The sequence below is a fragment of the Thalassobacillus sp. B23F22_16 genome (assembly GCF_043496955.1).
GTDB lineage: Bacteria > Bacillota > Bacilli > Bacillales > Halobacillaceae > Thalassobacillus > Thalassobacillus devorans_A.
Window position 1 is genome coordinate 48293 of record NZ_JBIEKD010000014.1, and the last position, 25032, is coordinate 73324.

A 25032-nucleotide genomic window follows, 5' to 3' on the forward strand; every position below is an offset into this window, starting at 1 on the left:
AGCATAATTGCTCGTTTACTGAGACAACTTCCACCATTAAGACCGTAACTCTCACGGTTAGGGGATTTGCTCACATAATTAGTCGGATAGGTCATACACTCACTTACAGTTTTAAAAGAAATCATAGAAAAGCTGCAGGCACTTTAAGGTAACCTGCAGCACGACTATCGTTTCAATTTTTTCGCTACTATTTTTAAATACAGCCGGTAGAAGGCAGAGAATGCCAGGAAAGCAATCAAACTTCCTGAAAACAGCGGTATGATAATCGGGAATACATTAAGACTAATATACAAAACGATGCCACTTGTTATCGAAACTGCCAGAAATAAAAGTGGACTTCCTACGGTGATGAAAAAAGCCTGGCGTAACAGCCCACGGAGTTTCATATTATAGTGAGCACTAACCGAGAAGAAATTCACGGTAAAAATAAACAGCAATATTCCCAGTACAACGAACAGATTCATAATCACCTGGTTCTTATCGGAAAAGTAATAAATATCAGCAAGCCAGACGACCCATAAGGTGACAAAAACAATGCCTGCGAGTAGGCTGGTTAGGTAATTTTCTTTATAATAGCTGATATATTTCCGAGGTTCCCTTTCCATTTCTGCCTCACGTACCCATTCCCGTGCTTTGGCGAACATCGCGTTCGTTGCCGGGAAAAACAACACGGGTATAAGCACGATAAGAGGCACCGCTAAATAAAAGAGGTCTTCTGTTTTTTCTACATATAACATGCTGATTAGAAGGAGGGCAATCGGTAAGTTGAAGACGACCCATTGTAAGTTGACGAGGGAAAATCGCATAACCCACTCGCTTACAACATAGAGTCCTCCCATAAATCCTGATGGCTTCACCTGATCTCCTCCTTCAACTCATCAACTTACGCCCACCACATATCTGCCGGCGGTTCTTCGATATTGACTGCTTTCAAATTCTTCACAGCTTGGTTGAACCCTTCATTGATCGACATGATTGGATCCTCATGCTCAATCGAGATGACATGGTCATACCCATAAGTTCTCAGCGCACTTACAATATTAGACCATTCCTGAATACCATGTCCATAACCGACAGAGCGGAAACTCCAGGCACGTGTCTGAACATCACCGTACGGCTGCATATCAGTAAGGCCATACATGTTGACGTTCTCCTGATCGATATACGTATCTTTGGCATGGAAATGATGGATAGCGCCCGCTTTGCCAAGAATTTTTACAGCGGCGACCGGATCGATTCCCTGCCACCACAAGTGACTCGGATCAAGGTTTGCCCCGACGGCATCACTCGTCTCTTCCCGAAGCTTCAGCATCGTATATGGTGTGTGCACAAGAAAGCCGGCATGCAATTCCAAACCGATTTTCACACCATGTTCTTCTGCAAACTTGCCTTGTTCCTTCCAATAAGGAATCAGCTTTTCTCTCCATTGCCATTCCAGAACATCAGAGTATTCGCCCGGCCATGGAGTGACAGGCCAGTTTGGTGTCTTATCTCCCTCTGCCCCTGCCGGTGTGCCGGAAAATGTATTGACAACCGGCACGTCCAGCAGCTTTGCCAGCTTGACCGTTTTCACAAAAATATCGTGGGATTCTTTTGCGAAATCCTCATCCGGTGATAACGGGTTGCCATGACAGCTGAATGCGCTGATCGTCAAACCGCGGGAGTGAACCTTTTCCAGATACTCTTGACGCTTATCTTCGCTTTCCAAAAGTTCATCAACATTACAATGAGCATTACCTGGATAGCCGCCGGTACCGATTTCGACAGCTTTCAAACCGGCATCTCTCACATGATCCAGCATCTCTTCAAAACTCTTATCAGAAAATAACACGGTAAATACGCCTAATTTCATGGTACTCTCCTCCATCCTGTTAAGTTAGCTTAATACTTGAACCAGTTTCACTGCTTAAATAGATCGCTTCCATCAGTTCTGTCACTTTCAATGCCTGTTCCGGCTCGACTACCAATCTGGCATCGCCGTTACAGCTCTCGATGAAATTTTTCGCCTGCAGCACACCTGGATCTGTCTCTTCTTCCGGGACTTTGACCTTGCTGTCCCATACGGCTCCATACTTGGCCTGATAAAGCTCGAATGGATAAACATCAAGACCGCCATCAACGCCTGAAATGCTTAATGACGTGTTATCTTCCTTAATATTGGCTGCCCATGATGTTTCGAACTGCATCGACATACCATTTTCAAATGTGATATAGGCGGTCACATGGTCATCGACATCAAACTTTTCATGATCAAATGGACCCCAGTCATTGACCTGGCCTGGAACTTTGCTGAGTCGATCATAAGTTTTGCCGATTACTTCGACTGGCTTTGGATTATCAAGCAGCCAAAGTGATAAATCGAGTAAATGGCAGCCAAAATCAATCAGGCTTCCGCCACCTTGCAATTCCTTATTCGTAAATACGCCCCACCCTGGTACTTTGCGGCGGCGAAGTGCCTGGACACGGGTTACCAATGGATCACCGATCTCCCCATTGGTTACGACCTCTTTTGCCAGTCGAGCCTCCGGGGTATAGCGGTAGTGATAGGCGATCGATAGCAGCCGGTCGTTCTTCTTTGCCGCTTCAAGCATGGCTGTTCCTTCCTCGGCTGTCATCGCCATCGGCTTTTCACACATCACATGGACCCCTGCTTCCAAAGCCGCAATAGAAATTTCGGCATGGAACTTGTTTGGCGTACAAATGGTGACGGCATCGACATGTTCAAACAGGTCATGGTAATCGTCTACTACATGAGGAATGCTGAATTCTTCAGCAACTTGTCTGGCACGTTCGTTATTTACATCGTGTACGGCGGTTAATTCAACTTGGTCTTGTAGTGATTGATAGGCAGGGATGTGCCGTTGTGTGGCAATCCCGCCTACTCCAATAATCCCCATTCTAAGTTTTTGCATCAGTGATCACTTCGCCAACCTGGTAATTTGTTTCGTTTCTCCTGATTCCACGGCTGCAAGGATGATTTCCAACGAACGTTTACCTTCCTCGCCATCGATCAATGGCTGTTTGTCTTCAACAATACAATCAACAAAATGATCAATCACCCCGGTATTGGTTTGACCGCCCTCTTCGTTAGACTGAATCTGGCCAAGCTCGTACTTCACTACTTCTCCATTCGTATATTGGACAACCAGTGAATAGTCAGGATCATCTTCCAAACGCAATGTCGCCTTTTCGCCATAGATGACGGTCGAATTATCTTCGTTCGCGTTATAGGCCCAGCTCGCTGTTAACGTACCCACAACCCCGGACTCGCTTCGTAAAATGCAGACCGCATTGTCATCGACGGTCACATTTTCTTTGGCATTATTTTCGACAAAGCCGGCTACTTCAACGAACTCTTCACCAAGAAGATAGCGCAGGAGATCAGCTTTATGTACTCCTAAATCCCCCATCGCACCGATGAACGCTTCATCTCTTTTGAAAAACCAGCTGTCCGCGCCATCAACACTCCAGCCTTCTGGCCCGCCATGGCCGAAAGTTGTACGGAAGCTGTAGATCTTTCCTGCTTCACCTGATTCAATCAGCTTGCGTGCACGCTCATGAGAAGAAACGAATCGCTGGTTGTGAGCGATCATCAATTTCTTTCCATTACGTTCCGCCGCTTCGATCATTTTCTCTGCTTCTTCACTGGATGTCGCCATCGGCTTTTCGCAAAGTACGTGGCAGCCTGCTTCCAATGCTGCGATCGACACCGGGGCATGTAAATAGTTCGGCAGACAAACACTGACTGCATCGATTTCTTCCTTTTCCAAAAGATCTTCATAGTTTGTGTATGATTGGGCGCCGAACGCCTCTGCTGTCACCATTGCTCGTTCTTCCACAATGTCGCATACCGCAGTAATATCTACATGTTCATTTGCTTCAAATTCCAGCAGGTGACGATTTTGTGCGATGCTTCCGCAACCGATAATTGCAACTTTCAATGTATCCATTTTTCTGCCTCCCCTGATTGATTATTTTTCAGAAATGTTTTCTAATGGCTGTGCATTACCATAAACATGCTTTGGAGTTCCCTGGTTATAAGCCCATTTCACACCATTTTGTATGACTTTTTGAATTTCTTCATTATGGTAAGTCGGATACGTTTCATGACCAGGACGGAAATAGAAAATCTTCCCGCGACCGCGTCGGAATGTCGCTCCGCTTCGGAAAACTTCTCCGCCTTCAAACCAGCTGACAAATAAAAGCTCGTCCGGTGCCGGGATATCAAAATGCTCTCCATACATCTCTTCTTTTTCCAACTCGATATACTGGCCTAATCCTTCGGTAATCGGATGGCTCGGATCAACGATCCATAACCGTTCTTTTTCATCCGCTTCACGCCATTTCAAATCGCAGGTCGTTCCCATTAGCTTTTTGAAAACTTTAGAAAAGTGGGCAGAATGCAGGACGACAAGTCCCATTCCATCCAGTACACGCTGCTTCACTTTTTCTGCGATTTCGTCTTCCACTTCGTCATGAGCTTTGTGGCCCCACCATAATAAAACGTCGGTCTCAGCCAACACGTCATCAGTCAGCCCATGCTCTTCTTCATCTAGTGTCGCAGTTTTCACCTGGTGGCCTTCTCCTTCAAGAAATCCGGCGATCGCTCCGTGGATGCCGTTTGGATAGATATCAGAAACTACCTCATTCTCCTTTTCATGACGAAACTCGTTCCAAACTAAAATATTCATTGACTTCTCTCCTTTAATTACAAAATGGCAAACGTTTTCACTTATTAAGATAAAATTTTATTTCTATTTCCTGGTCATGCAGGAAGCTCTCTCCACAATCACTGTTGGTACGATGACACTTTTTTTGAAAATCTCGTCGCTTCTAAGTTGCCCAACGAGGCAATCCGCAGACTCATATCCAAGCTGATAGGGCTGAGTATCCACTGTTGTCAGTGGCGGGTTGGCCAATCGGGAGATAATCGTATTATTGAAACTGATCACACTCATCTCTTCCGGAATTCGAATTCCTTGTTCCTGGAGCGCCAGCATAACAGTTAACGCATTAAAATCATCGGTAACTATCAATGCTGTAGGTGGTTCATCAACGCCCAGCAATTCTCCTACAACTTTTTTAGCATCACCACTGCTTAGTTGGATATTTTTATAAAACCTATTGGGAATATCGATACCGTAGGCAACAACAGCTTGTTGGAAGCCAGCTAACCGGGCGGTTGTGACCTCAAAATGAGTATCCCCGCCAATATAGCCAATCTTTTCATGACCGAGATTAATCAAAAATTCTGCTACTTCTTTACTTGCCTGCACATTATCATTGTCCACATATATAATATCGTTGGCATCTGCCGTAGGTTTCCCAATCATGACAAATGGAAAATTACGCTCGCGCAAATACGGCACTACTTGATCGTCTTCCTTTGAATAAAGAACGATCACCCCATCCACTCGTTTTCCTTGAACCATCTTGATGACATCGCGATAAATCGCATCTTCAGAATCACCTGTTGTAATATTGATACTATAATCATGTTTATGACAGGAAGCACTAATTCCTCGCAATACATCGGAAAAGAATGGATTGTCGAATGAATGGCTGGATGAACCCTTCATCACTATTCCGATCGTCTGAGTCGATTGCTGTACAAGCATCCGTCCACTGAAATTCAAATGATAGCCCATTTCCTCCATGACCTTCCGTACTTTCCGTTTCGTCTTCTCACTGATCCTTGGGCTGTCGGTAAGGACGCGTGATACCGTGGATGGCGCCACATTCGCCTGTTTCGCTACATCTTTGATTGTAACTGACACCTTCTATCCACTCCTGTCTATTATTTTACCGCGCCCTCAGACACACCATTGATAATCTGTTTTTGAGCGAAAAAGTACCCAATGATAACTGGAATGATGGCAATCGTCAGACCAGCCAGAGCCAAATGCCACTGTTTCGTATACTGACCAAAGAAATAAAACATTTTCAATGGTATCGTTGCATTTGCTTCGCTTAATACAAGGGACGGAAGCAAGTAGTCATTCCAAATCCAGATGACATTCAATATCCCGACCGTCACCGATATCGGTTTCAACAATGGGAAAATGATTTTCCAGAATAACTGGAAGCGGCTAGCTCCATCAATGATTGCCGCTTCATCTAGAGATCTCGATACACCGGTCATGGCACCATGGTATAAGAAAATAGACAAGCTGCATCCAAACCCTAAATACATGAAAATCAACCCGGTGGCATTAAGCATATCTGCCTGCCCAAAAATTGAAATCAATGGAATCATGACGGATTGGAAAGGAATCAGCATAGCTGCCACGAAGACAAAGAATAAGAAGCCGCTGAACTTACTTTTATTTCTTGCCAGTGCATAGCCAGCCATTGATGAAAAAATGATGATGATTCCTACACTAAATCCAGTGATCATTACGGAATTGAATAATGATTTCAAGAAACTGAGATCAATGAACGCCTGGATGAAGTTATCGAATTCCCAGGTTTCAGGAAGGCCAAGTACTCCGCTGAAAATATCCCGTTTCGTTTTAAAGGCATTGACGATCATGAGATAAAACGGTGCAATCCACAAAAGTCCCAGAAGGATACCGAGAATTTCGATTGAGAATAAGCTTTTCTTTTCCTGGTTTTTCATTACATCTCAACCTCTCGTTTCTTATTGTAGTAAACCTGTGTCAGCGCCACGACAGCAACAATCAAGAAGAAAATGACTGCTTTTGCCTGAGCATAGGACATTTGATTATCGGAAAAGGCAGTCCGGACAATCTCCATCGCTACCATCTGCGTGGAATTAAAAGGCCCGCCATTGGTCAGTGATAAGTTCTGATCATATATCTTGAAAGATGTCGATAAAGTCAGGAACATACTGATTGTGAAAGCTGGTGCCACAAGCGGGAAAGTAATATTTTTAAAGCGTTGAAAGCTGCTGGCACCATCGATTTTAGCTGCTTCGATCAACTCTTTCGGAATATTTTCCAGGTAGGCGATATAAATAATCATAATGTAACCAGCCATTTGCCATGACGTCAGAATGACCAGACCCCAGAAACCGGTCTCGGTCGTTGAGAGCCAGCCTTTCATACCTTCAACGCCAAGCAGATCCCCCACATCACCAAATACACTGATAAAAATAAATTGCCAGATAAAACCTAGAATCAGACCGCCTATCAGATTTGGCATGAAGAAGACAGTTCGAAGCAAGTTATTCGTTTTAATATTACGAGTAACAATCAATGCCAAAGCCAGGCCAAAAAAGTTCAACAATAACACGGAAGCTACCGCAAACTTTATCGTAAACCAGATCGAATTCATAAACTCTTTTTCCTGGAACAGATTTATGTAATGTTCCAACCCGATAAACTGTGTCGCTCTTAAACCATTCCAATCGGTAAATGAATAGAACAGACCATAAATGAATGGAATGACGACAACGATTCCTAATGCCAGGATTACAGGGGTAAGGAATAGCCAAAAAGCCGGACTGCGATTTTGCATGTGTATCTCCTCCAATAACTGAGCACGATAACCACTATTGCTATCGCTCGTGGTTTGTTGCTTCTGGTGCAGAACGGATGAATAAATGAAAACATCTCAACTATCAGGGAAATCGGTATCTGACCGATACCTGACAGAAGAGATATTTTCAGTAGTTGTCCAAAAACGAACAACCTTTATGACAGCATGATTATTTAATTACTGACGTGATTTTTCCCAATCATTACGGGCATTCTCTTCTACTTCGTCCCATGTAATATCTCCGCTTAAATATTGCTGCATATTGACTGCCAGACTTCCTTCTGTCCAGTTCGTTGGAGCACCAAGGAAGACCCAACCTAATGTATTGCCTTCCGCTGCATATTCATAAATATCTTTGGAAATTGGATCAGCGATTTCCTGATCTTCATACCCTTCATATGCAGGGATGAACTTGAACTCTTCTGTTACAAACTTTTTACCTTCCTCGGAAGTATACATCCAGTCCAGGAAGTCCTTACTTGCCTGAACGACTTCTTCTTCTGACTCTTTATTAACAGACCAGTACATTGGTACACCTACAGGAAGGCTGCCTTCATATCCTTCTACAGGAATTGGCATGATGCCTACATTATTCTCTGCCATTTCTGGATCCATTTCCAGAATAGTATTATACACCCAGTTCCCTTGCTGAATCATAGCGACGTCTCCAAGAGAGAACAATTCTTCAACTTGTTGAGAGTAATCCAGGCTCAATGTAGGTTGTACGGAATATTCGTTCTGGAGATCCAGGAAGCGTTTCATTTGATCTCCCATCGCAAATTCAACGCTATCGGCATTATAAGCTTCCATAACATCATGATTGAATTCATCTGCTAAGAATGCGTTTGCTAAATGGTTTCCGATAACCCACGTTTCTTTAGCAGGCAAAGCGAACGGAGCCTGAATACCCAGCTCATCTTTTTTGCTTTCCAATAATTCTGTTGCTTCCACTAAATCTTCATGTGTCTTAATCTCAGCTGGATCGATACCTGCTTCTTCAAAGATTTGTTTATTATAAAGGATACCGTAACCTTCCTGGTTGAACGGCAAACCAAGTGTTTCTCCATCTTTATTGACACTTGTGAGCGTGCCGTCAAGAGCTGCATTAGCAGCATCGGTGTCGGAGAGATCTGCCAGGTAGTCTTCATATTGCTCCAAGTCGGAAGGTCCGCCAATGTTAAAAATGTCCGGTTCTTCTCCGGAAGAGAACGACGTTTTCAAAGAGGAACCATAATCATTACCGCCACCGACTGTTTTGACATTAATATTTACATCAGGGTTTTCTTCTTCATACTTGTCTGTCAGCTCTTCAAATTGGTTTTTGAATTCTACTTTAAATTGGAAAATATCAATGGTTACCTGATCTCCCGAATTTTCGTCTGAATTGGAACTTGAACTGGAATCTTCACCAAAAGAACAACCAGTCAACGCAATTGTGGATGCCAATAAAGCAGAAGCTATCCCGTAAAACTTTTTCTTCTTCATACTAGACACTCCTTTTAGGATGGTTTGATTGTATGCGCTTCCACGTATCCACAAAAAAAGTCAACGAATCAGTAGATTAATAGAAACACTTGGTTTATCGCCAAGTCCTTATGGCGAAAGCCTAAGTGTTGCTTATACTTTAATCCTTCAACAAAGTTAAACTTTCATAAAGTACTAGAAAAAACACAGTGCATACGTTTGCATTCTGGTATGTAAAAAAATGCAAACCATTAAAAAGACACTCAATAAAGCTATAAACTATTCATTGCGCAATTTTTGTGAATACGTTTGCATAAAATCATTAATCAAATAATATCATGCATAAAATAGAAAAACAATAGTAATTTTCAGATAAATTGTCGAATGCCCTTGTAAAACAGGGAAGCAGATAAAGAGTCAAAACACCCCGGGACCCTCCAGATTTTGGAGGGTCCCGGGGTGAACGATCAAAGCAATAAAAAAACTCCAGCGAGTCCTTTTCAGCATTACTGGAGTTTTCTACAGTATTACTGGAGACGTGGATCTGCCAGGAGGCGATCCATTTCTTCCATATGGTGTGTTTCATCGGCGATCATATCGTCAAGCTTTACGACTAGTTCTGTAAGACCCAGATCTTCCGCTTGTTCTTTGCGGATTTCGTAACGCTTGATCGTTTCTTGCTCTGATTTACGCGCCTCTTCCAGCATCTCCTTTACATTTTCCAGCTGTTTGACTTCTGCCGGCTTGGTTGTCGGGGTTCCACCTAATGTTTTGATTTTTTCGGACAAGTACAGCGCATGTCCCTGCTCATCACCAATTTCTCCTTCAAAGAATGGTTTCAGTACAGAATAGTATAAACCATCAACTGTAGCTGCATTGAAGGTGTACATAATTGATGCTGCATACTCATGTGCCAAGTCTTCATTCAAACCGTCAATCAGTTCTTTCATTTTTGCATCCATTAAACAACATCCTTTCTAAAATAGTTGATTCGTTCATTCCATTATACCTATCCCCGTATCATCCTGTACTTAAACCTTTCTCTCTCTATGTACCATTGTAGAGAAATGTAAAACATCAAGAAGTGAGAAACATCACAGTTAGTTAGCACCTGTACCACTTTATTCTTAACTAAAACACAAATCAAATACATGAAATCTAACGGTGCACCCCATTTCCTCCAAATATTGGATAACCCGGGGTTGTTTACATTTTTTGATTCTAATTGTTAGTTCTATTACGTATTAATTACATAATTATTAAATTATTCCCACATTAATCGAAACCTTTTTACGTGCAATAATTTTTATGGTAGTTTATAAAAGGGGAAAAAGCGACCCAGCCTCGAGTTCGGTCGTTTTTATAGAAAAACACCCCTGCGAGACTGGTCTCACCCACTATCCATTCCAACCCGCAACCACAAACAATTGAATATCATCACTTAACACAGGAGGGAACAAAACTATGAAATTGACAACCAAGATTCTCATCGGTCTTCTTCTCGGTGCTGCTGTAGGTTTATTTCTGCATTTTTCCGCACCGGAGTTGTTCACTACATTAGATACCTATATCTTCAGTCCGCTCGGTACCATCTTCCTTAACCTCATCAAGATGCTCGTCGTACCGATCGTATTCTTTTCAATTACTTTAGGGGTAGCGTCACTCGGTGATCCAAAAAAGCTGGGTCGTATCGGTGGTAAGACCATCGGCTTTTTCCTTGCTACGACGACAGTTGCCATTACAATTGCTATCGCACTGGCGTACATTTTCCAGCCTGGAAGCGGCGACTTCAATACAGCTGGTGCTGAGTATGAAAGTCAGGAAGCACCAACCGTAATTGAAACATTTACAAATATCATACCGACTAACCCCATCCAGGCGATGACAGAAGCCAACATGCTTCAAATCATTGCATTTTCGATCTTTATCGGTTTCGCACTAGCCATGCTTGGCAAAAAGACAGAAAGTGTCATGAGAGTCATTGAACAGGGTAATGAAATCATGATGTTCCTGGTAAATGTAATTATGAAATTTGCACCATACGGGGCGTTCGGTTTGCTTGCATCCGCTATCGGAACCATGGGATTAGATGGTGCTGTAGCAATGCTTGCCTATATGCTCGTCGTAATTGCGGCATTATTTATCCACTTATTTGCCGTTTATGGTTCAGCAGTGTCTTTCTTAGGTAAAATGAGTCCTATCTTCTTTTTCAAGAAGTTCTTCCCGGCAGCAACCGTGGCTTTCAGTACATCTAGTTCCAGTGCCACCCTGCCAATTTCCATGAAAACAGCACAAGAAGAATTGAAAGTCCCTAAGCCTGTCAGCAGTTTCGTACAGCCATTGGGAGCTACGATCAACATGGACGGAACAGCAATTATGCAAGGGGTTGCAACCATTTTTATTGCTCAAGTCTATGCCACCGACCTGGCATTCAGTCAGCTGGTCATGGTCGTAGTCGTTGCCGTACTTGCAAGTATCGGTACAGCGGGTGTTCCAGGGGTTGGATTGATCATGCTGGCAATGGTGCTTAACCAGGTCGCACTGCCTGTGGAAGGTATTGCGTTAATCCTCGGTATCGACCGTCTCCTGGATATGGTTCGTACAGCAGTCAACGTCTATGGCGATGCTGCATGCGCAGTAGTCGTTGCAGAATCTGAGAAAAAACACGGGATACCTGAACAGCCTGCGGCTGAAGAAATTTCGTAGTACAGTTAAAGGAACAGGCAGTACGCCTGTTCCTTTTTTATGCTTTAATAACTCCATAATTACTTAAAGTAACGATAGGCTGTCGGTAAGTCAGTATGTTATTGAGACAAAGACGGTATTAGGATTAGGTATAGCCGGGAATTAAGGCTGCATGATCCATCCCCAAAAATGTATATGTTTATATTCACACATATAGAAAACCCTCTTGCTTTTTCGACAAAAGTTTAAGACACTATTATTAGTCTGAATTTTCCTTCTAATCCGAATAATGAACGGGTTTCTTTATTATTTTTAAGATAAGAAGGATACAGACTTTTGTAAACGATTACATATCAGAGGAGGATTTTTATGTTAAAAGGAGTTACTTCTTTTTTCGACCGCCTGGTACAGCGCTATCTGCCAGACGCATTCTTATTTGCTATCATACTTACACTTGTCGTATTTTTGCTGGGAATCGGAATCACCGGAAGTTCCCCTGGTGAAATGGTGCAATACTGGGGCGATGGTTTCTGGGATCTTCTGGCGTTTGCGATGCAAATGTCACTGATTGTTGTCACTGGTTACATATTAGCCAATACACCAGTTGTAAAATTCATCTTAGCAAAAATAAGCAGGCTGGCCGACTCACCTGGCAAAGCGATTGTGCTGGTCACCTTCGTCACCGCAATTGCCTGTCTGATTAATTACGGGTTCGGACTTGTTGTCGGTGCCTTGCTTGCTGTTCATGTTGCTAAGCGGGTACCGAATGTCGATTATCGCCTTCTGATGGCCAGCGCTTATGGCGGGTTCCTGCTATGGCATGGCGGCTTATCAGGGTCGATTCCCCTTACCATTGCCACAGATGACCATTTTTTAGTCGACAGTATCGGAAGTATCCCGGTTACAGAAACACTATTCAGCGGATTGAATATCACGATAGTACTTGTATTGTTGGTGTCTTTGCCCCTATTGAACTTATGGTTATTGAGAACGAGCGGGGATTTAAGCAAAAACAATCTCGACTTTTTAGAAACAGAGTCAGCTGAAGAAGAACTGGCCGCAACCGCGGTCAATGATTTGACACCAGCGGAGCGCCTGGAAAACAGCATGATCATTTCTTTATTGATTGGAATTTTAGGGTTAGCTTTCATCGTATATCATTTTATTCAAAACGGACTGGACTTGAACATTAATATAGTGAACTTCATTTTCTTGTTTCTCGGCATTATTTTTTATAAGACACCGAGAAGGTTTTTGAACAGTGTTACCGACGGTGTTAAAAATGCAGGCGGAATCATCATCCAGTTTCCCTTCTATGCAGGAATCATGGGGATGATGGTGGCTTCCGGCTTATCCGAACAGATGTCGATGTGGTTCGTAAGTATTTCCACTGAATTCACATTTCCGCTGTTTGCCTTCCTAAGTGCCGGAATCGTCAACTTCTTCGTTCCATCCGGAGGCGGACAGTGGGCTGTACAGGCTCCAATCATGATACCTGCTTCCCTGGACCTTGGAATCGATACAGCAAAAACAGCAATGGCTGTCGCCTGGGGAGACGCCTGGACAAACATGATCCAGCCATTCTGGGCATTGCCGCTCCTTGCGATTGCAGGTCTCAAAGTAAAAGATATTATGGGTTTTTGTGTGATAATCCTGTTTTGGAGCGCCATACCTATTTCCTTAGCATTGCTATTCATTTAAACAAAAAAGACCGTCACTCTTTGGAAATGCTCCAAAGTGACGGTCTTTCGTAATATATAGTATAAATGCTGGTGACTTCGAATGGTTTAGTTCTGCAAACGATACCCTTCAAGATTAGTAACAATTTGTTTGATCATTTCTTCTGACGATTGAATTTCCTTTGTTTCCGTTTTTTGAATCAAGTTTTGCAGCATTTCCGTCAGTTTCCGCTGTTCTTCCAACTACTATCCCTCCTAATCTATCAAACTTCCGTTTTGTCAATAATAAGAATATACCATAGATTAGAGAAGATTGCTGTAGTTTTTTGTAAATATTTGTTTCTATTTTGGAAATGGCACCCCGGGTCCTCCAAAATCTGGAGGACCCGGGGTGTCATTTGGTAGCTTCTTTATAGAAGTCATAACAATCGGGACATAATTCTTTCCAGTATGTTCTGCCGTCTGTCACTGTAACTACTTCTGACATATCCACGGATTCACGGCATCTCCAGCAGTTCGTCTGATAGTCATCCATCAGTTCCCGGAGTTCTTCCTCGCGTATTTCCTCTTTCAGATCTTCATACATCCCTATCTCTCCTCTACATATTTTTATGGTTCCATCTTACTCTCTGTGTACCTGCTTGGCGAAACATGATAAATACGTTTCTGTCAGGTTATTTCATCAGATAATTTAATTTTAGAGGGACGAAAAAATGAAAATTATCTTTCCTTGTATAGAAAAATATTAATCTTCTACAATTTTCTATATAATGATTAACTACAGGAGGGATAATAATGACGACACGGACCAATGTCATACTAGATTGCGACCCAGGTCATGATGATGCTATTTCTATCATCCTGGCCGCTTCTAGTAAGAAGATTAATATTGAAGCGATCACCACTGTCGCAGGTAATGTGGAAGTGGAAAAGACTACCTTGAATGCCCAGCGCATTTGCGACCTTTTGCAGTTAAATGACATCCCGCTTGCCATGGGAGCAGAACGGCCATTAGTGAAACAAAGTGAAATCGCAGAAGAAATCCACGGAGACAGCGGATTGGACGGCCCTCAGTTTCCTGACGCCCCTGTCAAAAAAGTAGAAGAGATCCATGCTGCTGATTTGATTATTGAAAAGGTTTTACATTCCGATAAACCGATCACGCTGGTACCGACGGGACCACTTACTAATATAGCTCTGGCTATGATTAAGGAACCAAAGATTATCACGAAAATAAAAGAGATTGTCCTGATGGGAGGCGGCACATTCGGTAATTGGACCCCGGCAGCAGAATTCAACATCTACGTGGATGCCGAGGCAGCCAAGGTCGTATTCGAGAGTGGCGTGCCGATCACCATGTTCGGACTCGATATTACCCATCAGGCACAGGCAACCGACAGCATCATTGAAGATTTAGCCACCATTAAAAACCCCGTCGCAGAAACCGTCGTAGAGCTGCTTAACTACTTCAAACATACATACCAGGAATACTTCGGGTTTGAGGGCGCTCCGATTCATGATGCCTGTACAGTTGCATACCTGATCGACCCGTCGATTTTTGCATTCAAACATGTGAATGTAGCGATCGAGACAAAAGGGGAATTTGCATATGGTATGACATGTGTGGATTTACTTGGGGTTACCGGTCAAGAGCCTAATGTTCATTTCGCACATGAGATAGATCAGGATAAATTCTGGAACCTATTAAAACAAGGTTTATCTTCCTATTAATATATATCACAGGAGTATAGCTCCTGTGATATTTTTTTCGAACGTAAAAACACCCCTGAGCCCTCCAAATTCTGGAGGACCCGGGGTGTTCGTGATTATTAATTTACGTCGACAATTCGTCCTTCTACCTCAGGAGCAACTGTTTCTAGAGATGTAACATGATCAATGAACATCTCATAATCGATGAAACCTGGTTCACTGACGCGGTTCTCTTCAAAAGCTTGTGCGAATACGTCATAGCCGTCGCCGCCTTTTGCCGTGAATGCGTTGGTTGCAACGTAGTAGTTTTCATCTTCGTTCAACGGTACATAAGATCCGTCTTCCTGTTCAACTTCTACATTGACAACTCGCTCACCCGCAGGCTGGCTGCTGTCATATTCGAATTGCATGCCGGCAACATGAAGGAATGCACCACTTGCATTCGGAGCCTGGCTGACACTGTGTTCCAACGCTTCCATAACTTCAGCACCAGTAAGGTTCATGATGGCCAGTGAGTTTCCGAACGGCATCGTCGTCAATACTTCACCGACTGTGATATCCCCTTCGTCAATGGAGTCACGGATACCACCACCGTTAGTTACTGCAATTGTTGTTTTCGGGTTAACGGATTTTGCTTTGGCAAGCATGCCATCGGCAATCAAATTACCCAAGTTCGTTTCGCCTGTTCTGACATCTTCACGCTCGCCATCCAAGTGTACTTCAGCTTCAGCGCCAATTGATTCGTTCTTAACTGCTTCCACTTGCTCTGCATATGGCGCAAGCATTTCTTTCACTTCTGGGTCTTCTTCCAAATCACCGATGTCCACCAATTCACCTTCGTAACTGATGACTTTACCTTTTTTATTAAATGTGACATCAAGGGTACCAAGGTTGTCGTTATATTCACCAGTCTGAACAATAACCGTTGGTTCTTCGCCTGCTTCTACAAAACGCGGCTCAATCAATTCACTGTGCGTATGACCGCCGACAATGATATCGATGCCATCTACTGTTTCAGCTAGAGTAAGATCGTTATCGTAGTCAGCATTATCATCGAGACCAAGATGTGTCAGTGCGATGATTTTGTTAACACCTTTATCTTCAAAAGCATCGACCATTTTTTCTGATTCTTCGATGTAATCTTCAAAGGTAACATCTTCTGGACTAGAGATGTCAGCTGTCTCTTCTGTTGTCAAACCAAAGATACCAACCTTTTCACCTTCCACCCGCTTGATGATACCACCATAGATATTTCCATCTTCCGCCTTATGGGTAATAACATCCTCATAGAACATACCGTCGAATAGAGCATCGTCCGAAAAGTCGACGTTCGCTGCAAGGAATGGGAATTCCGCATTTTCTACAAAGTCAGCCAATGCCTGATGGCCTTCTTCGTTAGAACCTAGATCAAATTCATGGTTACCGAATGCCATAGCATCATAACCAAAGTAGTTCATGAACTCCAGGTCTGCCTGTCCCAGAAACTCATTAAAATAAAGAGTTCCAGAGAATACATCACCTGCGCTCAGCAATAAAGAATCTGGATTTTCACTGCGATAGTCTTCAATAGCTGTTGCTGTTTTTGCAATATCATCCAGGTTTCCGTGAGTATCATTGGTGTGCATCAATGATAATTCATACTCTTTATCTTTCCCTGGCTTTTTACCTTTTCCTTTTCCAGGATGATCGTTATTGCCTTTCCCTTTCTTCTCACCTACTGTTTTCTTCGGATGGATTTGAGCGACAACCGGGTCGTGGTCGCTGGCCCGTCCATGTTCCTCAGAAAAATCAGCATTGATGTTTACGATATCGGCTTTCGTGCGGTGTGCCAGATTGTTACTGACTAAAATATGATCCAGCACTTGAGAGTTTCCTTGGTAGATATAAGTGTACCGCTCTTCTTCCGGAAGCTCTTCGATCATATTGGTCAGGATATCACCTTTTAATGTCTGAACTGGAACAGAGAATTCAAAGTCATTCAAGTCACCTAGTACGACTACGTTCGCATTAGGATCTTCATTAACTAGATCTTGTACAAAACCATTCACAACTTCTGCCTGCTGCAGACGCTGCTCTTCACTTCCAAGAACGACCGGATGCTCTGATCCGAATAACGCTCCATCGCCGCCTTTTGAATTAAAGTGGTTAGCGATTACGGTAATTTTCTCACCATTGAATTCAAATTCACCGGCAAGCACTTTACGAGAATCTTCGAAAGCTTCGTTTGTCGGATCGATGCGTCCAGGGTTCAGTGTCAAACCATTATCGTCAACCGCTACTGCTGTCGTCGCATCGCCAGCCGGTTTATCTGTCATGGAGACACGATCAGGGTTGTATAGGAAACCAACACGAATATTTCCGCCAGGCTGACCACCATCTACTTTATCTTGTGGAGCAATATCAGAAAACTCATAGCTTGGACCGCCAGCCGCTTCGATTGCTTCAATCAAAGTCTGATAGCTTTCAGAAGCATCTACCGTACCATCATCAGTCGGACCATTGTTGTCCTGTACTTCGACAAGTCCGATAATATCCGGTGTATTCAAGTTTTCTACCATTGTTTCTGCAATACGTTCCACTTTTTCTGGATTCGTTCCAGCATGGAAATTCTCCACATTGTAGGTTGCGACCGTCAATTTGGGCTTCAAGCCTTCCAACTCTGTACTATCCGGCTCTGTGCCTCCGTCCTGGATCTCAGGAAAATCACCTGTCGGACGAATTTTGAAGTTGCTGAAGTCATAGCTGACCACGCCTGTGATCGGCTCTTCAAAATAATCACCCGTTTTCGCACTGATATCAACGCCATCAACGTCAACGAGCAGGCGTTCTGGATTGTAATCATCTGGTGAAATCAACAGTCCGCCAGCTTCTGTGCGAAGTTGATCTTCACTTGTTTCCACCACTACTGGAAGCTCATCATATTTGATTGGACCAGTCGCAGTCGCATCGTTCAACTGAATCAGCATACCTTCCAGGCTCTCATAAAAGTCGAGACCATCTGTTTCAGGGTCGAAGGATGTCATCGCATCGTCTTCAATTACTTCGGTAGGCTGGATGCGATCTTCACCAATCACGACCGGATCAGGAACTTCCACACCAGACTCTACTACGGATACCTCTGATCCTTCAATTTGAGTAGTCAGTAAATCATTCGCATCAGAATAACCTTCTTCACGCCATTCCGTAACTTCACCATCAATCGCAACCAAGTCGCCGACTTCGACACCATGGTTTCGCTGATAAACATAAATACCTTCAGATGTAGCAATATCATCATCCGGGTTCACGCTTTGCATATAAAAACCATTGTTACCATTTACTTTTGTCACAACGCCTTCCACACCGGAAACGGCACTGCCTTCATAAGGAGAGGTGTGACCGGCACCCTGGATGTCGTGAATTTCCACTTCATCCGCTGGCTTCAAAATCGTGTAGTCGAATGTGGCGACTTCACTTGTTTCACCGTTGTCACGAGCGGCAACCGCTTTGATTGTCGTATCTTCTGTAATTTCAATTGCTCCGTCATAAAGCTCACTATCAGTAGTAGGTTCAGAACCATCGATAGTATAATAGATTTCTGCGCCTTCTTCATAAGTCTTCAATTCTACTTCTGTACCTTCAAAAACCTGGCCGGAAGCAGGGGTTGCTTTTACAGAGAAAAGGACATCGATAACGTCTTCCCCAGAACGAGGAACCAGCTTATACTCATTAAAACTATAATCTACTACACCTTGTACTAATTCATAGGTTTCTCCAACTTCTAATAAATCCTCATCGTTAGGAGTGATGGTGAACGTACCATTTTCATCCTGTGCTGTGAAATCGCCATAACCGTTTACATCTGTGATTTCAACGTTTTCTGTAGAAACAAATTCACCTTCAATGTTTTCTCCATTTTCCGCTGAGAAAGCATTGGATGTTACGGATTGTGCCTCAGGTACTCCGACACCTTCATTTACAACTTCTACGGTTGATGAAGATGCTAGAATCTGCTGCATGCCATAGTAAGAAGAAAATTCACCTTGTGCTTCTACCTCATCACCCGGCTGTACATTCAGACCTGGTGCACGGACAATGATTCCTGCTGTTTCATCTTGTATGTAAAGGTTCGTTTGTCCGCCTGCTTCAAATGCTGCAGTCGCAACACCTTGTACTTTTACATCTGTTCCTTCTTCAGCCTGGCGTGCTTCTTCAATGGTTTGAAGTTCTACCGGCTCAACCTCAGGCATTTCATAGGAACCAAGGTAGTCAAAAGTATCACGTGGATATGCATCCCATTCTGCGCTTGCGTCAAAACCATCACTCGGATCAGTGTCTCCGCTTGTCACATCGTCACTGCGGACAAGTGTTACGTCTTTCGCATATTCGGCATCGTTGCCAACCTGACCAAATGAATCCACAACCTCTTCCTGTTTTTTCAGGACAAGAGCGTCATTGCCATTAAACCCAGTGACACTATGGATCACATCTGCTTTAGCTTTTAGCTCTTCGCCAGCCTGGCTGTCAACAATAACTAATACTTCGCCACTGGCTAATGTACCTTCAGGAGTAAACGTGGATTGGGTGTAATCATTCCCATTGGAGTACAATTCCAACGTATACTCTGATAAATCTATCTCACTGCCTGTACCATTGTAGAGTTCAACTGCTTTATTGTAGCTGCTTCCCTCTACATATTCAGAAATAATCAAATCATTCATGTGCTCATCCGCATGTACCGGTGCGACCGGTGCCAAAAGTCCGAGCAGCAATACAGCAATCAAACTCAATGCCTGAATCCGATTACTTACGACCTTTTTCATCTGCATACCCTCCATTAATGATTTATGGTCATACGTCTAACGATTCTAGTATAAAGAAAATCTTACAAAATGAGTATATATATGACAAATTTCTATGAAAACGGTTCCATGATACTAGGACGATGAAACCAAACAACTATACCCTCATGGAGCATTTGGTCTATGAACTGCTTACCATTTTCTTGCAGAGTAACCCAACTAAAAACCCCGTCCCTCCACTGCAGGAAGGACCGGGATTAGAATTTAAATAGACGTTGTGAGCTGCAACAAAATCGTTTTTTTAATAGGTAGGTCTATTTTACCTGTGACGGCATCGACACAAAGAATATCATACTCTTTCCCTTTTAAATAACCAACCCAATAAGGCATATATAATATCCATGGAGTATGAACCTCGACATCAATAGACTTTCGCTGCTTCTCTTTGCTAAAAGCCTCCCAGTAGATCGCTTTGTGAGCAGCCTCTCGATTTTCTGGCTCATTTAATGGAAGGCAATTTAATCCTTCTTCTACTGGATGAATCGGATATTCAGCTGGGAGGATGGCGGATATTCCCGTAATCGGTTCCATAGCAAGTTTCCCCTCTACTCCCCCCTTTAGTGAGGCACTCTCTAAGTGATAGGGGTAGCACCAAAACGGAAGGTAAACAAGTTCGATTGATTTTAACGAAGCTTTCTTATGACCAAATAATTTCATTATAACACCTGAGCTGTGTTGATGAATGGCGTTTATTGCCTTGTTTTCATTGATTTCCGGCTTGATATAGGATTGTTGATTCATGGCTCACCCGCCTCTTCATTTAATTATAACGACTGTAAGAACAACAGGAATAGAAGAGCTACAACGAAGTATCCTAACAATAGATATGGCCACTTGCTTGTTTTACGTTCTTCCTCCACTTCTATTTCCACTGTGGCTGCTGCCTCGGAACGCGCAGCCAGTGCCTTTTGAATATCAGCTTTCCGATCCTGCATCGTCAATCCACTCAATTTTTCCCGGATAGGCTTTTTACCCAATAGACTGATCATATAGCCTACAATAACAGCAACTAACGCGCCGACAAAATTATTATATAACCAGGAAATATCCAGGAAACGTTCCGTAGCCCAAACTGCAATCATACCAGCTACAATCCCTGAGAAAGCACCTGTTCCATTACTCCTTCTTGTGAAAATGGCGAGCAGGAATACACCAAGTAAAGCTCCGTAGAAATAAGATCCAATTTTATTTACAGCTTCAATTACCGGGCCGAGGTTAGAAGCAAAGAAGGCAAAGATTGTTGCGTACACACCCCAGAAAACGGAAGCCCAGCGTGAAGCTTTCAAATAATGTTTCTGTGATCCATTTTTCTTAAAGAACTTACTGTAAAAATCACGGACCGTGACGGCAGATAAAGAGTTCAAGGCTGAATCAAGACTGGACATTGCTGCTGCAAATACACCTGCAATGATCAGCCCGGAAACACCCGCAGGCAGTTCATTCACCACGAACAGTGGGAACAATTCATTCATATTGTCGACATTCGGATCTCCTGCATGCTGATAAAACGAGAATAGCAGAATACCAACAAACAAGAAGAGAAGCATTTGCGGAATCATCAGAAACCCGCCGAGCATCAGGGAAAGTTTACTTTCCCGAACGGATTTACTCGTCAAGACACGTTGAATCTGACTCTGGTCCGTTCCAAAATAGGCAACGTGAAGGAAGAAACCGCCTATTACACCAGCCCAAATGCTATACTCTACCGATAGGTCAAAAGAAAAGTCCAGCGAATTCAACATCCCCTCAGCAGAAGCTGTGGAGATGACCTCTCCCCAGCCACCGGGAACATTGGCAAAAATAACACCTATACTGATCGCTGCACCAAGCCATAGAACGAACATTTGAATCACATCTGTCCAGATAACCGCGCTGATACCACCAAGTACTGTGTAAGCAACAGAAATGACTGCCATTAAAATAATAGTAATAGTCAAATCCCAGCCTGTTACTACGGATAAGACGAGTGCCGGAGCGTATAATACTACCCCAGTCGCAAGCCCCCGCGCTACCAGGAATAAGACAGAAGCTAATGTTCTGGTTTTTACATCAAATCTTTTTTCTAAGTATTCATAAGCCGTGTATACTTCCGTCCGGTAAAAAAACGGAACAATCGTAGCAATTAAAAACGCCATTGCTAATGGAACGTTAATAAACGTATTGATTCGTTCCAAACCACCTTCATACCCCCAGCCCGGTGCACCGATGAAGGTAATCGCACTTGCCTGTGTGGCCATGACGGATAACCCGATTGCCCACCATGGAATGTTTCTTCCACCAAGGAAGTAATCTTTAGTTGATTTTTGCTTTTTCCCGAACGCTGCTCCCATCCAGGCAATGCCTAAAATGTAAACGACCAACACAATGTAGTCTAACATGGTAAAGTTACTCATTTATCGTTCCTCCCTTAAGCTTTTTTGAAAAGTGAATCGTTTCTATAAAACGCCTGCTTGCTCTATATAAGAGTTCCTTTCCATTAGTCAATGCATCATCAAGTGACATCGCAGCATCAACTATCGGCAGTACCAGCTCTAAACCTTCATCTTTCACCAGTGTCAAGTCACCTTCTATTTTTCCGGTAAAAGCTATGGCTGGAATATGATTTCTTTTGGCTAGGCGTGCAATCCCAATCGGAACTTTTCCAAATAGTGACTGTGTGTCTAGCTTCCCCTCACCGGTAATCACAAAGGAAGCCGCCTTGATTTTCTCCTCTAAATCACTCAATCTGGCCATCATTTCGAATCCGCTTTCAATAGAAGGTTCAAGGAAGGATAACAGACTGAATCCAAACCCTCCGGCCGCACCGCTACCCTCTTCTTCCGCGAAATCCTTTCCGGTGTGGCGAATAACTTGTTGCGCGTAGTGAGCCATCCCTCGCTCGAATTGACTGATCTGGTCATTTTTAACTCCTTTTTGTGGACCGAATACGGCAACCGCTCCTTTTTCACCTAACAGCGGGTTGGTAACATCAGAGGCCACCATAAATTCCACATTTTCTAACCTCTTATCTAACTTAGTAGAATCAATGGATGCGATTTTTGATAGAGTGCCACCTGATGCACGGATTTCTTCTCCATTATCACCAAGAAATCGAACTCCCAGAGCCTCTAGGAAACCAGTACCAGCATCGACCGTGGCGCTTCCTCCGAGGCCAAGAATAATCCGTTCAGCACCTTTTTCCAGTGCTTCCTTGACAAGCTCCCCTGTTCCATAGGTAGAAGCATTTACAGGATCCAGTTCTTCCTCCATCAGCAGCGGTAAGCCTGAGGCAGCAGCAGTTTCCACCACAGCTGTTTTCGATTTCGGTACCCAGCCAAATTCCGCATCTATCAAACGACCAATTGGATCATTTACCTGCTTTACAACCTTTTCTCCTTGAAGAGCGATGGTAATAGCATCTACGGTGCCTTCGCCGCCATCCGCAACCGGGATCATAGAGATATCCAACATGGGGTCGACAGCTAATATCCCTTGCTTCATTTGTTCTGCAGCTTCCACACTTGTCATCGAACCTTTAAATGAATCTGGAGCTATAATAATTTTCATGAACATCATCCTATTTGTTAGTTGGCTCTAATGATACTAAACAGATATTCCACAAACTATGGTATAGAAATTAAAAAAACCGTTTTCAAATAAGCTTTTTTTGTTACAAATAACAAAAAAAGAAAACCCTCGTACGCATCGAAGGGTTTCCGTTTAATCAGTATTCGCTTGTAGGAAAGCTAATGCTACTTTCAATAAAACAGCATCACTCAATTTGCGCGGGTCATATCCGAGTATTTCATGGATTTTATTAAGACGGTATTGCAGCGTATTTTTATGAATGTAGAGCTGTTGTGATGCTTTTGAAATCGACCCATTTTCCCTGAAAAAGACGTGCAGTGTTTCCAAGTATTGTTGCTTCTTAGGAAAAAGGTCCGGTTGGAGTATCCGCTCTACAAAATCGTTTCGGATCTCCTTGTCTAAATGATAGATAAAAGATTCCAATCCTAGCTGATCATAATAAAATAAACGCTTTTCCATAAAGTCAGCGCGTCGCAGCGCCAAAGCAGCTTCCTCGGCAGACTTTTTCATTTCTCTGGGGGAGGTATACATACGTCCAATTCCTGCAATCGAGTTGAATTGATGGTTATTCTTAATGGCAGACTGAATTTTATTTAAGCGATAAGTAATTTTTTCTTTTCTTTTATGGAGAGGCAATTCTTCGTCCGTTGCAAGTAATAAGGTATATTTGGTACTTCCTGAAGGAACGATGACATGTTCACTTTTTTCCGGAAAATGATCCTGTATGACTGACAGGATATCGCGGCGGGCACGCTGTACTTCCAACTCCCCCTTCACATTTGCATGGTGGCTTTTCAACTTTTGATAAATCCAGTCATTGAAACCGGTCAAATCCAGAATCACAGCTACTCTTGGGAGATGAATATTGATTCCCATAATCCAGCCACGCGAGGCGAATAATTTATCATCCTCCCAATCACCGATAATCCATTCCTCGATATACGATTGCTTGGCGCGACTTTCTAATTCAATTTGTTCTTCCAGATAGGCTTCTTTAACGAGAACTTCCGTCATTTTTTGGATAATTTCGGCTATATGTCCAACACTGCTCGGTTCACCTGTCACTCCAATAACCCCAACTACTTGATTATGTAAAAAAACAGGCAGATTGATGCCATTCTTGGCCCCCTCCAGCTTAGTATCCTCAGAAATGATCACTTTTGCTTTAGAAGCAATGACATTCCTGGCCCCCTCATGAAAATCACCGATTCGCCTGTCATCAACGCTTGCGATGATTTTGCCTTCTTCATTCATAAAATTAATATTAAAATCCGTCACTTTACTCATTTCATCTACGATAGATTGCGCAACTTGGGAAGAAATAATCATTGGTTCACATCCTGATGTATTAATAGCAGTTTAAGTATATCAAAATTAGTTACTCACCTGAGATAAAATTCATCACACAGACAAGTTTATCCACCACAGGAAAAGTTTACCGATAAACGCCCTTAGTGTTTACTTTTGCAAAAACGCACATCTACAATCCTTTCACTGCGAAACCCCTTTCAACCCGATTGTTAAGCAGTTATAATAGTAACCATAAGATGATCATCTTGAATATCTGTTACAATTTGCAAATTTAA

At 43.0% G+C, this 25032-nt stretch carries 20 protein-coding genes; 3 read left to right on the forward strand and 17 right to left on the reverse strand.

Translation table 11 applies throughout. The features are described 5' to 3' along the window. Positions 1-164: 164 nt before the first annotated feature. From ACGTNI_RS12195 to ACGTNI_RS12240, 10 genes are all read right to left on the reverse strand, one after another. Positions 165-857 (reverse strand): YesL family protein, encoded by a 693-nt coding sequence (locus ACGTNI_RS12195; RefSeq protein ID WP_394462752.1) that lies wholly within the window; start codon positions 855-857, stop codon positions 165-167. Positions 858-883: 26 nt separating this feature from the next. Next, positions 884-1852 (reverse strand): sugar phosphate isomerase/epimerase family protein, encoded by a 969-nt coding sequence (locus ACGTNI_RS12200; RefSeq protein ID WP_394462754.1) that lies wholly within the window; start codon positions 1850-1852, stop codon positions 884-886. A 19-nt stretch (positions 1853-1871) separates the two neighbouring features. Continuing rightward, positions 1872-2912 (reverse strand): Gfo/Idh/MocA family protein, encoded by a 1041-nt coding sequence (locus tag ACGTNI_RS12205; RefSeq protein ID WP_394462756.1) that lies wholly within the window; start codon positions 2910-2912, stop codon positions 1872-1874. A gap of 6 nt (positions 2913-2918) precedes the next feature. Further along, positions 2919-3950, reverse strand: a complete 1032-nt coding sequence (locus ACGTNI_RS12210; RefSeq protein ID WP_394462758.1) for a Gfo/Idh/MocA family protein — start codon at positions 3948-3950, stop codon at positions 2919-2921. Between the two features lie 21 nt (positions 3951-3971). Next, the gene (locus ACGTNI_RS12215) at positions 3972-4691 is read right to left on the reverse strand and encodes a ThuA domain-containing protein (protein WP_394462760.1); all 720 of its coding nucleotides are present in this window, start codon (positions 4689-4691) and stop codon (positions 3972-3974) included. Between the two features lie 63 nt (positions 4692-4754). Continuing rightward, on the reverse strand, positions 4755-5777 hold the full coding sequence (locus ACGTNI_RS12220) for a LacI family DNA-binding transcriptional regulator (protein ID WP_394462762.1): 1023 nt from the start codon (positions 5775-5777) through the stop codon (positions 4755-4757). Positions 5778-5797: 20 nt separating this feature from the next. Continuing rightward, entirely contained in the window at positions 5798-6619 is an 822-nt protein-coding gene (locus ACGTNI_RS12225) for a carbohydrate ABC transporter permease (RefSeq protein ID WP_394462764.1), read from the reverse strand. Then, complete coding sequence (locus ACGTNI_RS12230; protein ID WP_062441566.1) at positions 6619-7479, reverse strand: carbohydrate ABC transporter permease; 861 nt, start codon at positions 7477-7479, stop codon at positions 6619-6621. Before ACGTNI_RS12230 ends, ACGTNI_RS12225 begins: the two co-directional genes overlap by 1 nt. A 198-nt stretch (positions 7480-7677) precedes the next feature. Then, positions 7678-8985, reverse strand: a complete 1308-nt coding sequence (locus tag ACGTNI_RS12235) for an ABC transporter substrate-binding protein (RefSeq protein WP_394462766.1) — start codon at positions 8983-8985, stop codon at positions 7678-7680. A 506-nt stretch (positions 8986-9491) separates the two neighbouring features. After that, the gene (locus ACGTNI_RS12240) at positions 9492-9926 is read right to left on the reverse strand and encodes a ferritin-like domain-containing protein (RefSeq protein WP_394462768.1); all 435 of its coding nucleotides are present in this window, start codon (positions 9924-9926) and stop codon (positions 9492-9494) included. A 502-nt stretch (positions 9927-10428) separates the two neighbouring features. On the opposite strand from ACGTNI_RS12240, the gene ACGTNI_RS12245 reads away from it, so the two are divergent. Then, positions 10429-11670, forward strand: coding sequence for a dicarboxylate/amino acid:cation symporter (locus ACGTNI_RS12245; protein ID WP_394462770.1), 1242 nt, complete (start codon positions 10429-10431; stop codon positions 11668-11670). Between the two features lie 348 nt (positions 11671-12018). Then, on the forward strand, positions 12019-13350 hold the full coding sequence (locus ACGTNI_RS12250; RefSeq protein WP_394462772.1) for a short-chain fatty acid transporter: 1332 nt from the start codon (positions 12019-12021) through the stop codon (positions 13348-13350). 86 nt (positions 13351-13436) lie between these two features. Here ACGTNI_RS12250 and ACGTNI_RS12255 read toward each other — a convergent pair whose 3' ends face one another. Further along, entirely contained in the window at positions 13437-13571 is a 135-nt protein-coding gene (locus tag ACGTNI_RS12255) for a hypothetical protein (protein WP_394462774.1), read from the reverse strand. Between the two features lie 151 nt (positions 13572-13722). Then, positions 13723-13914 carry a hypothetical protein gene (locus ACGTNI_RS12260; RefSeq protein ID WP_394462776.1) on the reverse strand — a complete coding sequence of 64 codons (192 nt, stop codon included), beginning with the start codon at positions 13912-13914 and terminating at the stop codon, positions 13723-13725. A gap of 209 nt (positions 13915-14123) precedes the next feature. Between ACGTNI_RS12260 and ACGTNI_RS12265 the strand changes: the two genes are divergently transcribed. After that, positions 14124-15059, forward strand: a complete 936-nt coding sequence (locus tag ACGTNI_RS12265; RefSeq protein WP_394462778.1) for a nucleoside hydrolase — start codon at positions 14124-14126, stop codon at positions 15057-15059. A 98-nt stretch (positions 15060-15157) separates the two neighbouring features. Here ACGTNI_RS12265 and ACGTNI_RS12270 read toward each other — a convergent pair whose 3' ends face one another. The 5 genes from ACGTNI_RS12270 to ACGTNI_RS12290 form a co-directional block, all read right to left on the reverse strand. After that, positions 15158-19840 (reverse strand): 5'-nucleotidase C-terminal domain-containing protein, encoded by a 4683-nt coding sequence (locus tag ACGTNI_RS12270; protein ID WP_394462780.1) that lies wholly within the window; start codon positions 19838-19840, stop codon positions 15158-15160. A 243-nt stretch (positions 19841-20083) separates the two neighbouring features. Continuing rightward, the gene (locus ACGTNI_RS12275; protein ID WP_394462782.1) at positions 20084-20620 is read right to left on the reverse strand and encodes a hypothetical protein; all 537 of its coding nucleotides are present in this window, start codon (positions 20618-20620) and stop codon (positions 20084-20086) included. A 23-nt stretch (positions 20621-20643) separates the two neighbouring features. Next, positions 20644-22272 (reverse strand): sodium:solute symporter family protein, encoded by a 1629-nt coding sequence (locus ACGTNI_RS12280; RefSeq protein ID WP_394462784.1) that lies wholly within the window; start codon positions 22270-22272, stop codon positions 20644-20646. Next, on the reverse strand, positions 22265-23425 hold the full coding sequence (locus ACGTNI_RS12285) for a glycerate kinase (protein ID WP_394462786.1): 1161 nt from the start codon (positions 23423-23425) through the stop codon (positions 22265-22267). Before ACGTNI_RS12285 ends, ACGTNI_RS12280 begins: the two co-directional genes overlap by 8 nt. Before the next feature lie 153 nt (positions 23426-23578). Continuing rightward, positions 23579-24775 (reverse strand): CdaR family transcriptional regulator, encoded by a 1197-nt coding sequence (locus ACGTNI_RS12290; protein WP_394462788.1) that lies wholly within the window; start codon positions 24773-24775, stop codon positions 23579-23581. Positions 24776-25032: the final 257 nt, after the last annotated feature.

Coding starts and splice junctions, on each gene's coding strand:
- ACGTNI_RS12200 (WP_394462754.1), bottom strand. CDS start 1,852: ATGAAATTAGGCGTATTTACCGTGTTATTTTCTGATAAGAGTTTTGAA.
- ACGTNI_RS12205 (WP_394462756.1), bottom strand. CDS start 2,912: ATGCAAAAACTTAGAATGGGGATTATTGGAGTAGGCGGGATTGCCACA.
- ACGTNI_RS12210 (WP_394462758.1), bottom strand. CDS start 3,950: ATGGATACATTGAAAGTTGCAATTATCGGTTGCGGAAGCATCGCACAA.
- ACGTNI_RS12215 (WP_394462760.1), bottom strand. CDS start 4,691: ATGAATATTTTAGTTTGGAACGAGTTTCGTCATGAAAAGGAGAATGAG.
- ACGTNI_RS12225 (WP_394462764.1), bottom strand. CDS start 6,619: ATGAAAAACCAGGAAAAGAAAAGCTTATTCTCAATCGAAATTCTCGGT.
- ACGTNI_RS12230 (WP_062441566.1), bottom strand. CDS start 7,479: ATGCAAAATCGCAGTCCGGCTTTTTGGCTATTCCTTACCCCTGTAATC.
- ACGTNI_RS12235 (WP_394462766.1), bottom strand. CDS start 8,985: ATGAAGAAGAAAAAGTTTTACGGGATAGCTTCTGCTTTATTGGCATCC.
- ACGTNI_RS12240 (WP_394462768.1), bottom strand. CDS start 9,926: ATGGATGCAAAAATGAAAGAACTGATTGACGGTTTGAATGAAGACTTG.
- ACGTNI_RS12245 (WP_394462770.1), top strand. CDS start 10,429: ATGAAATTGACAACCAAGATTCTCATCGGTCTTCTTCTCGGTGCTGCT.
- ACGTNI_RS12250 (WP_394462772.1), top strand. CDS start 12,019: ATGTTAAAAGGAGTTACTTCTTTTTTCGACCGCCTGGTACAGCGCTAT.
- ACGTNI_RS12260 (WP_394462776.1), bottom strand. CDS start 13,914: ATGTATGAAGATCTGAAAGAGGAAATACGCGAGGAAGAACTCCGGGAA.
- ACGTNI_RS12265 (WP_394462778.1), top strand. CDS start 14,124: ATGACGACACGGACCAATGTCATACTAGATTGCGACCCAGGTCATGAT.
- ACGTNI_RS12270 (WP_394462780.1), bottom strand. CDS start 19,840: ATGAAAAAGGTCGTAAGTAATCGGATTCAGGCATTGAGTTTGATTGCT.
- ACGTNI_RS12275 (WP_394462782.1), bottom strand. CDS start 20,620: ATGAATCAACAATCCTATATCAAGCCGGAAATCAATGAAAACAAGGCA.
- ACGTNI_RS12280 (WP_394462784.1), bottom strand. CDS start 22,272: ATGAGTAACTTTACCATGTTAGACTACATTGTGTTGGTCGTTTACATT.
- ACGTNI_RS12285 (WP_394462786.1), bottom strand. CDS start 23,425: ATGAAAATTATTATAGCTCCAGATTCATTTAAAGGTTCGATGACAAGT.
- ACGTNI_RS12290 (WP_394462788.1), bottom strand. CDS start 24,775: ATGATTATTTCTTCCCAAGTTGCGCAATCTATCGTAGATGAAATGAGT.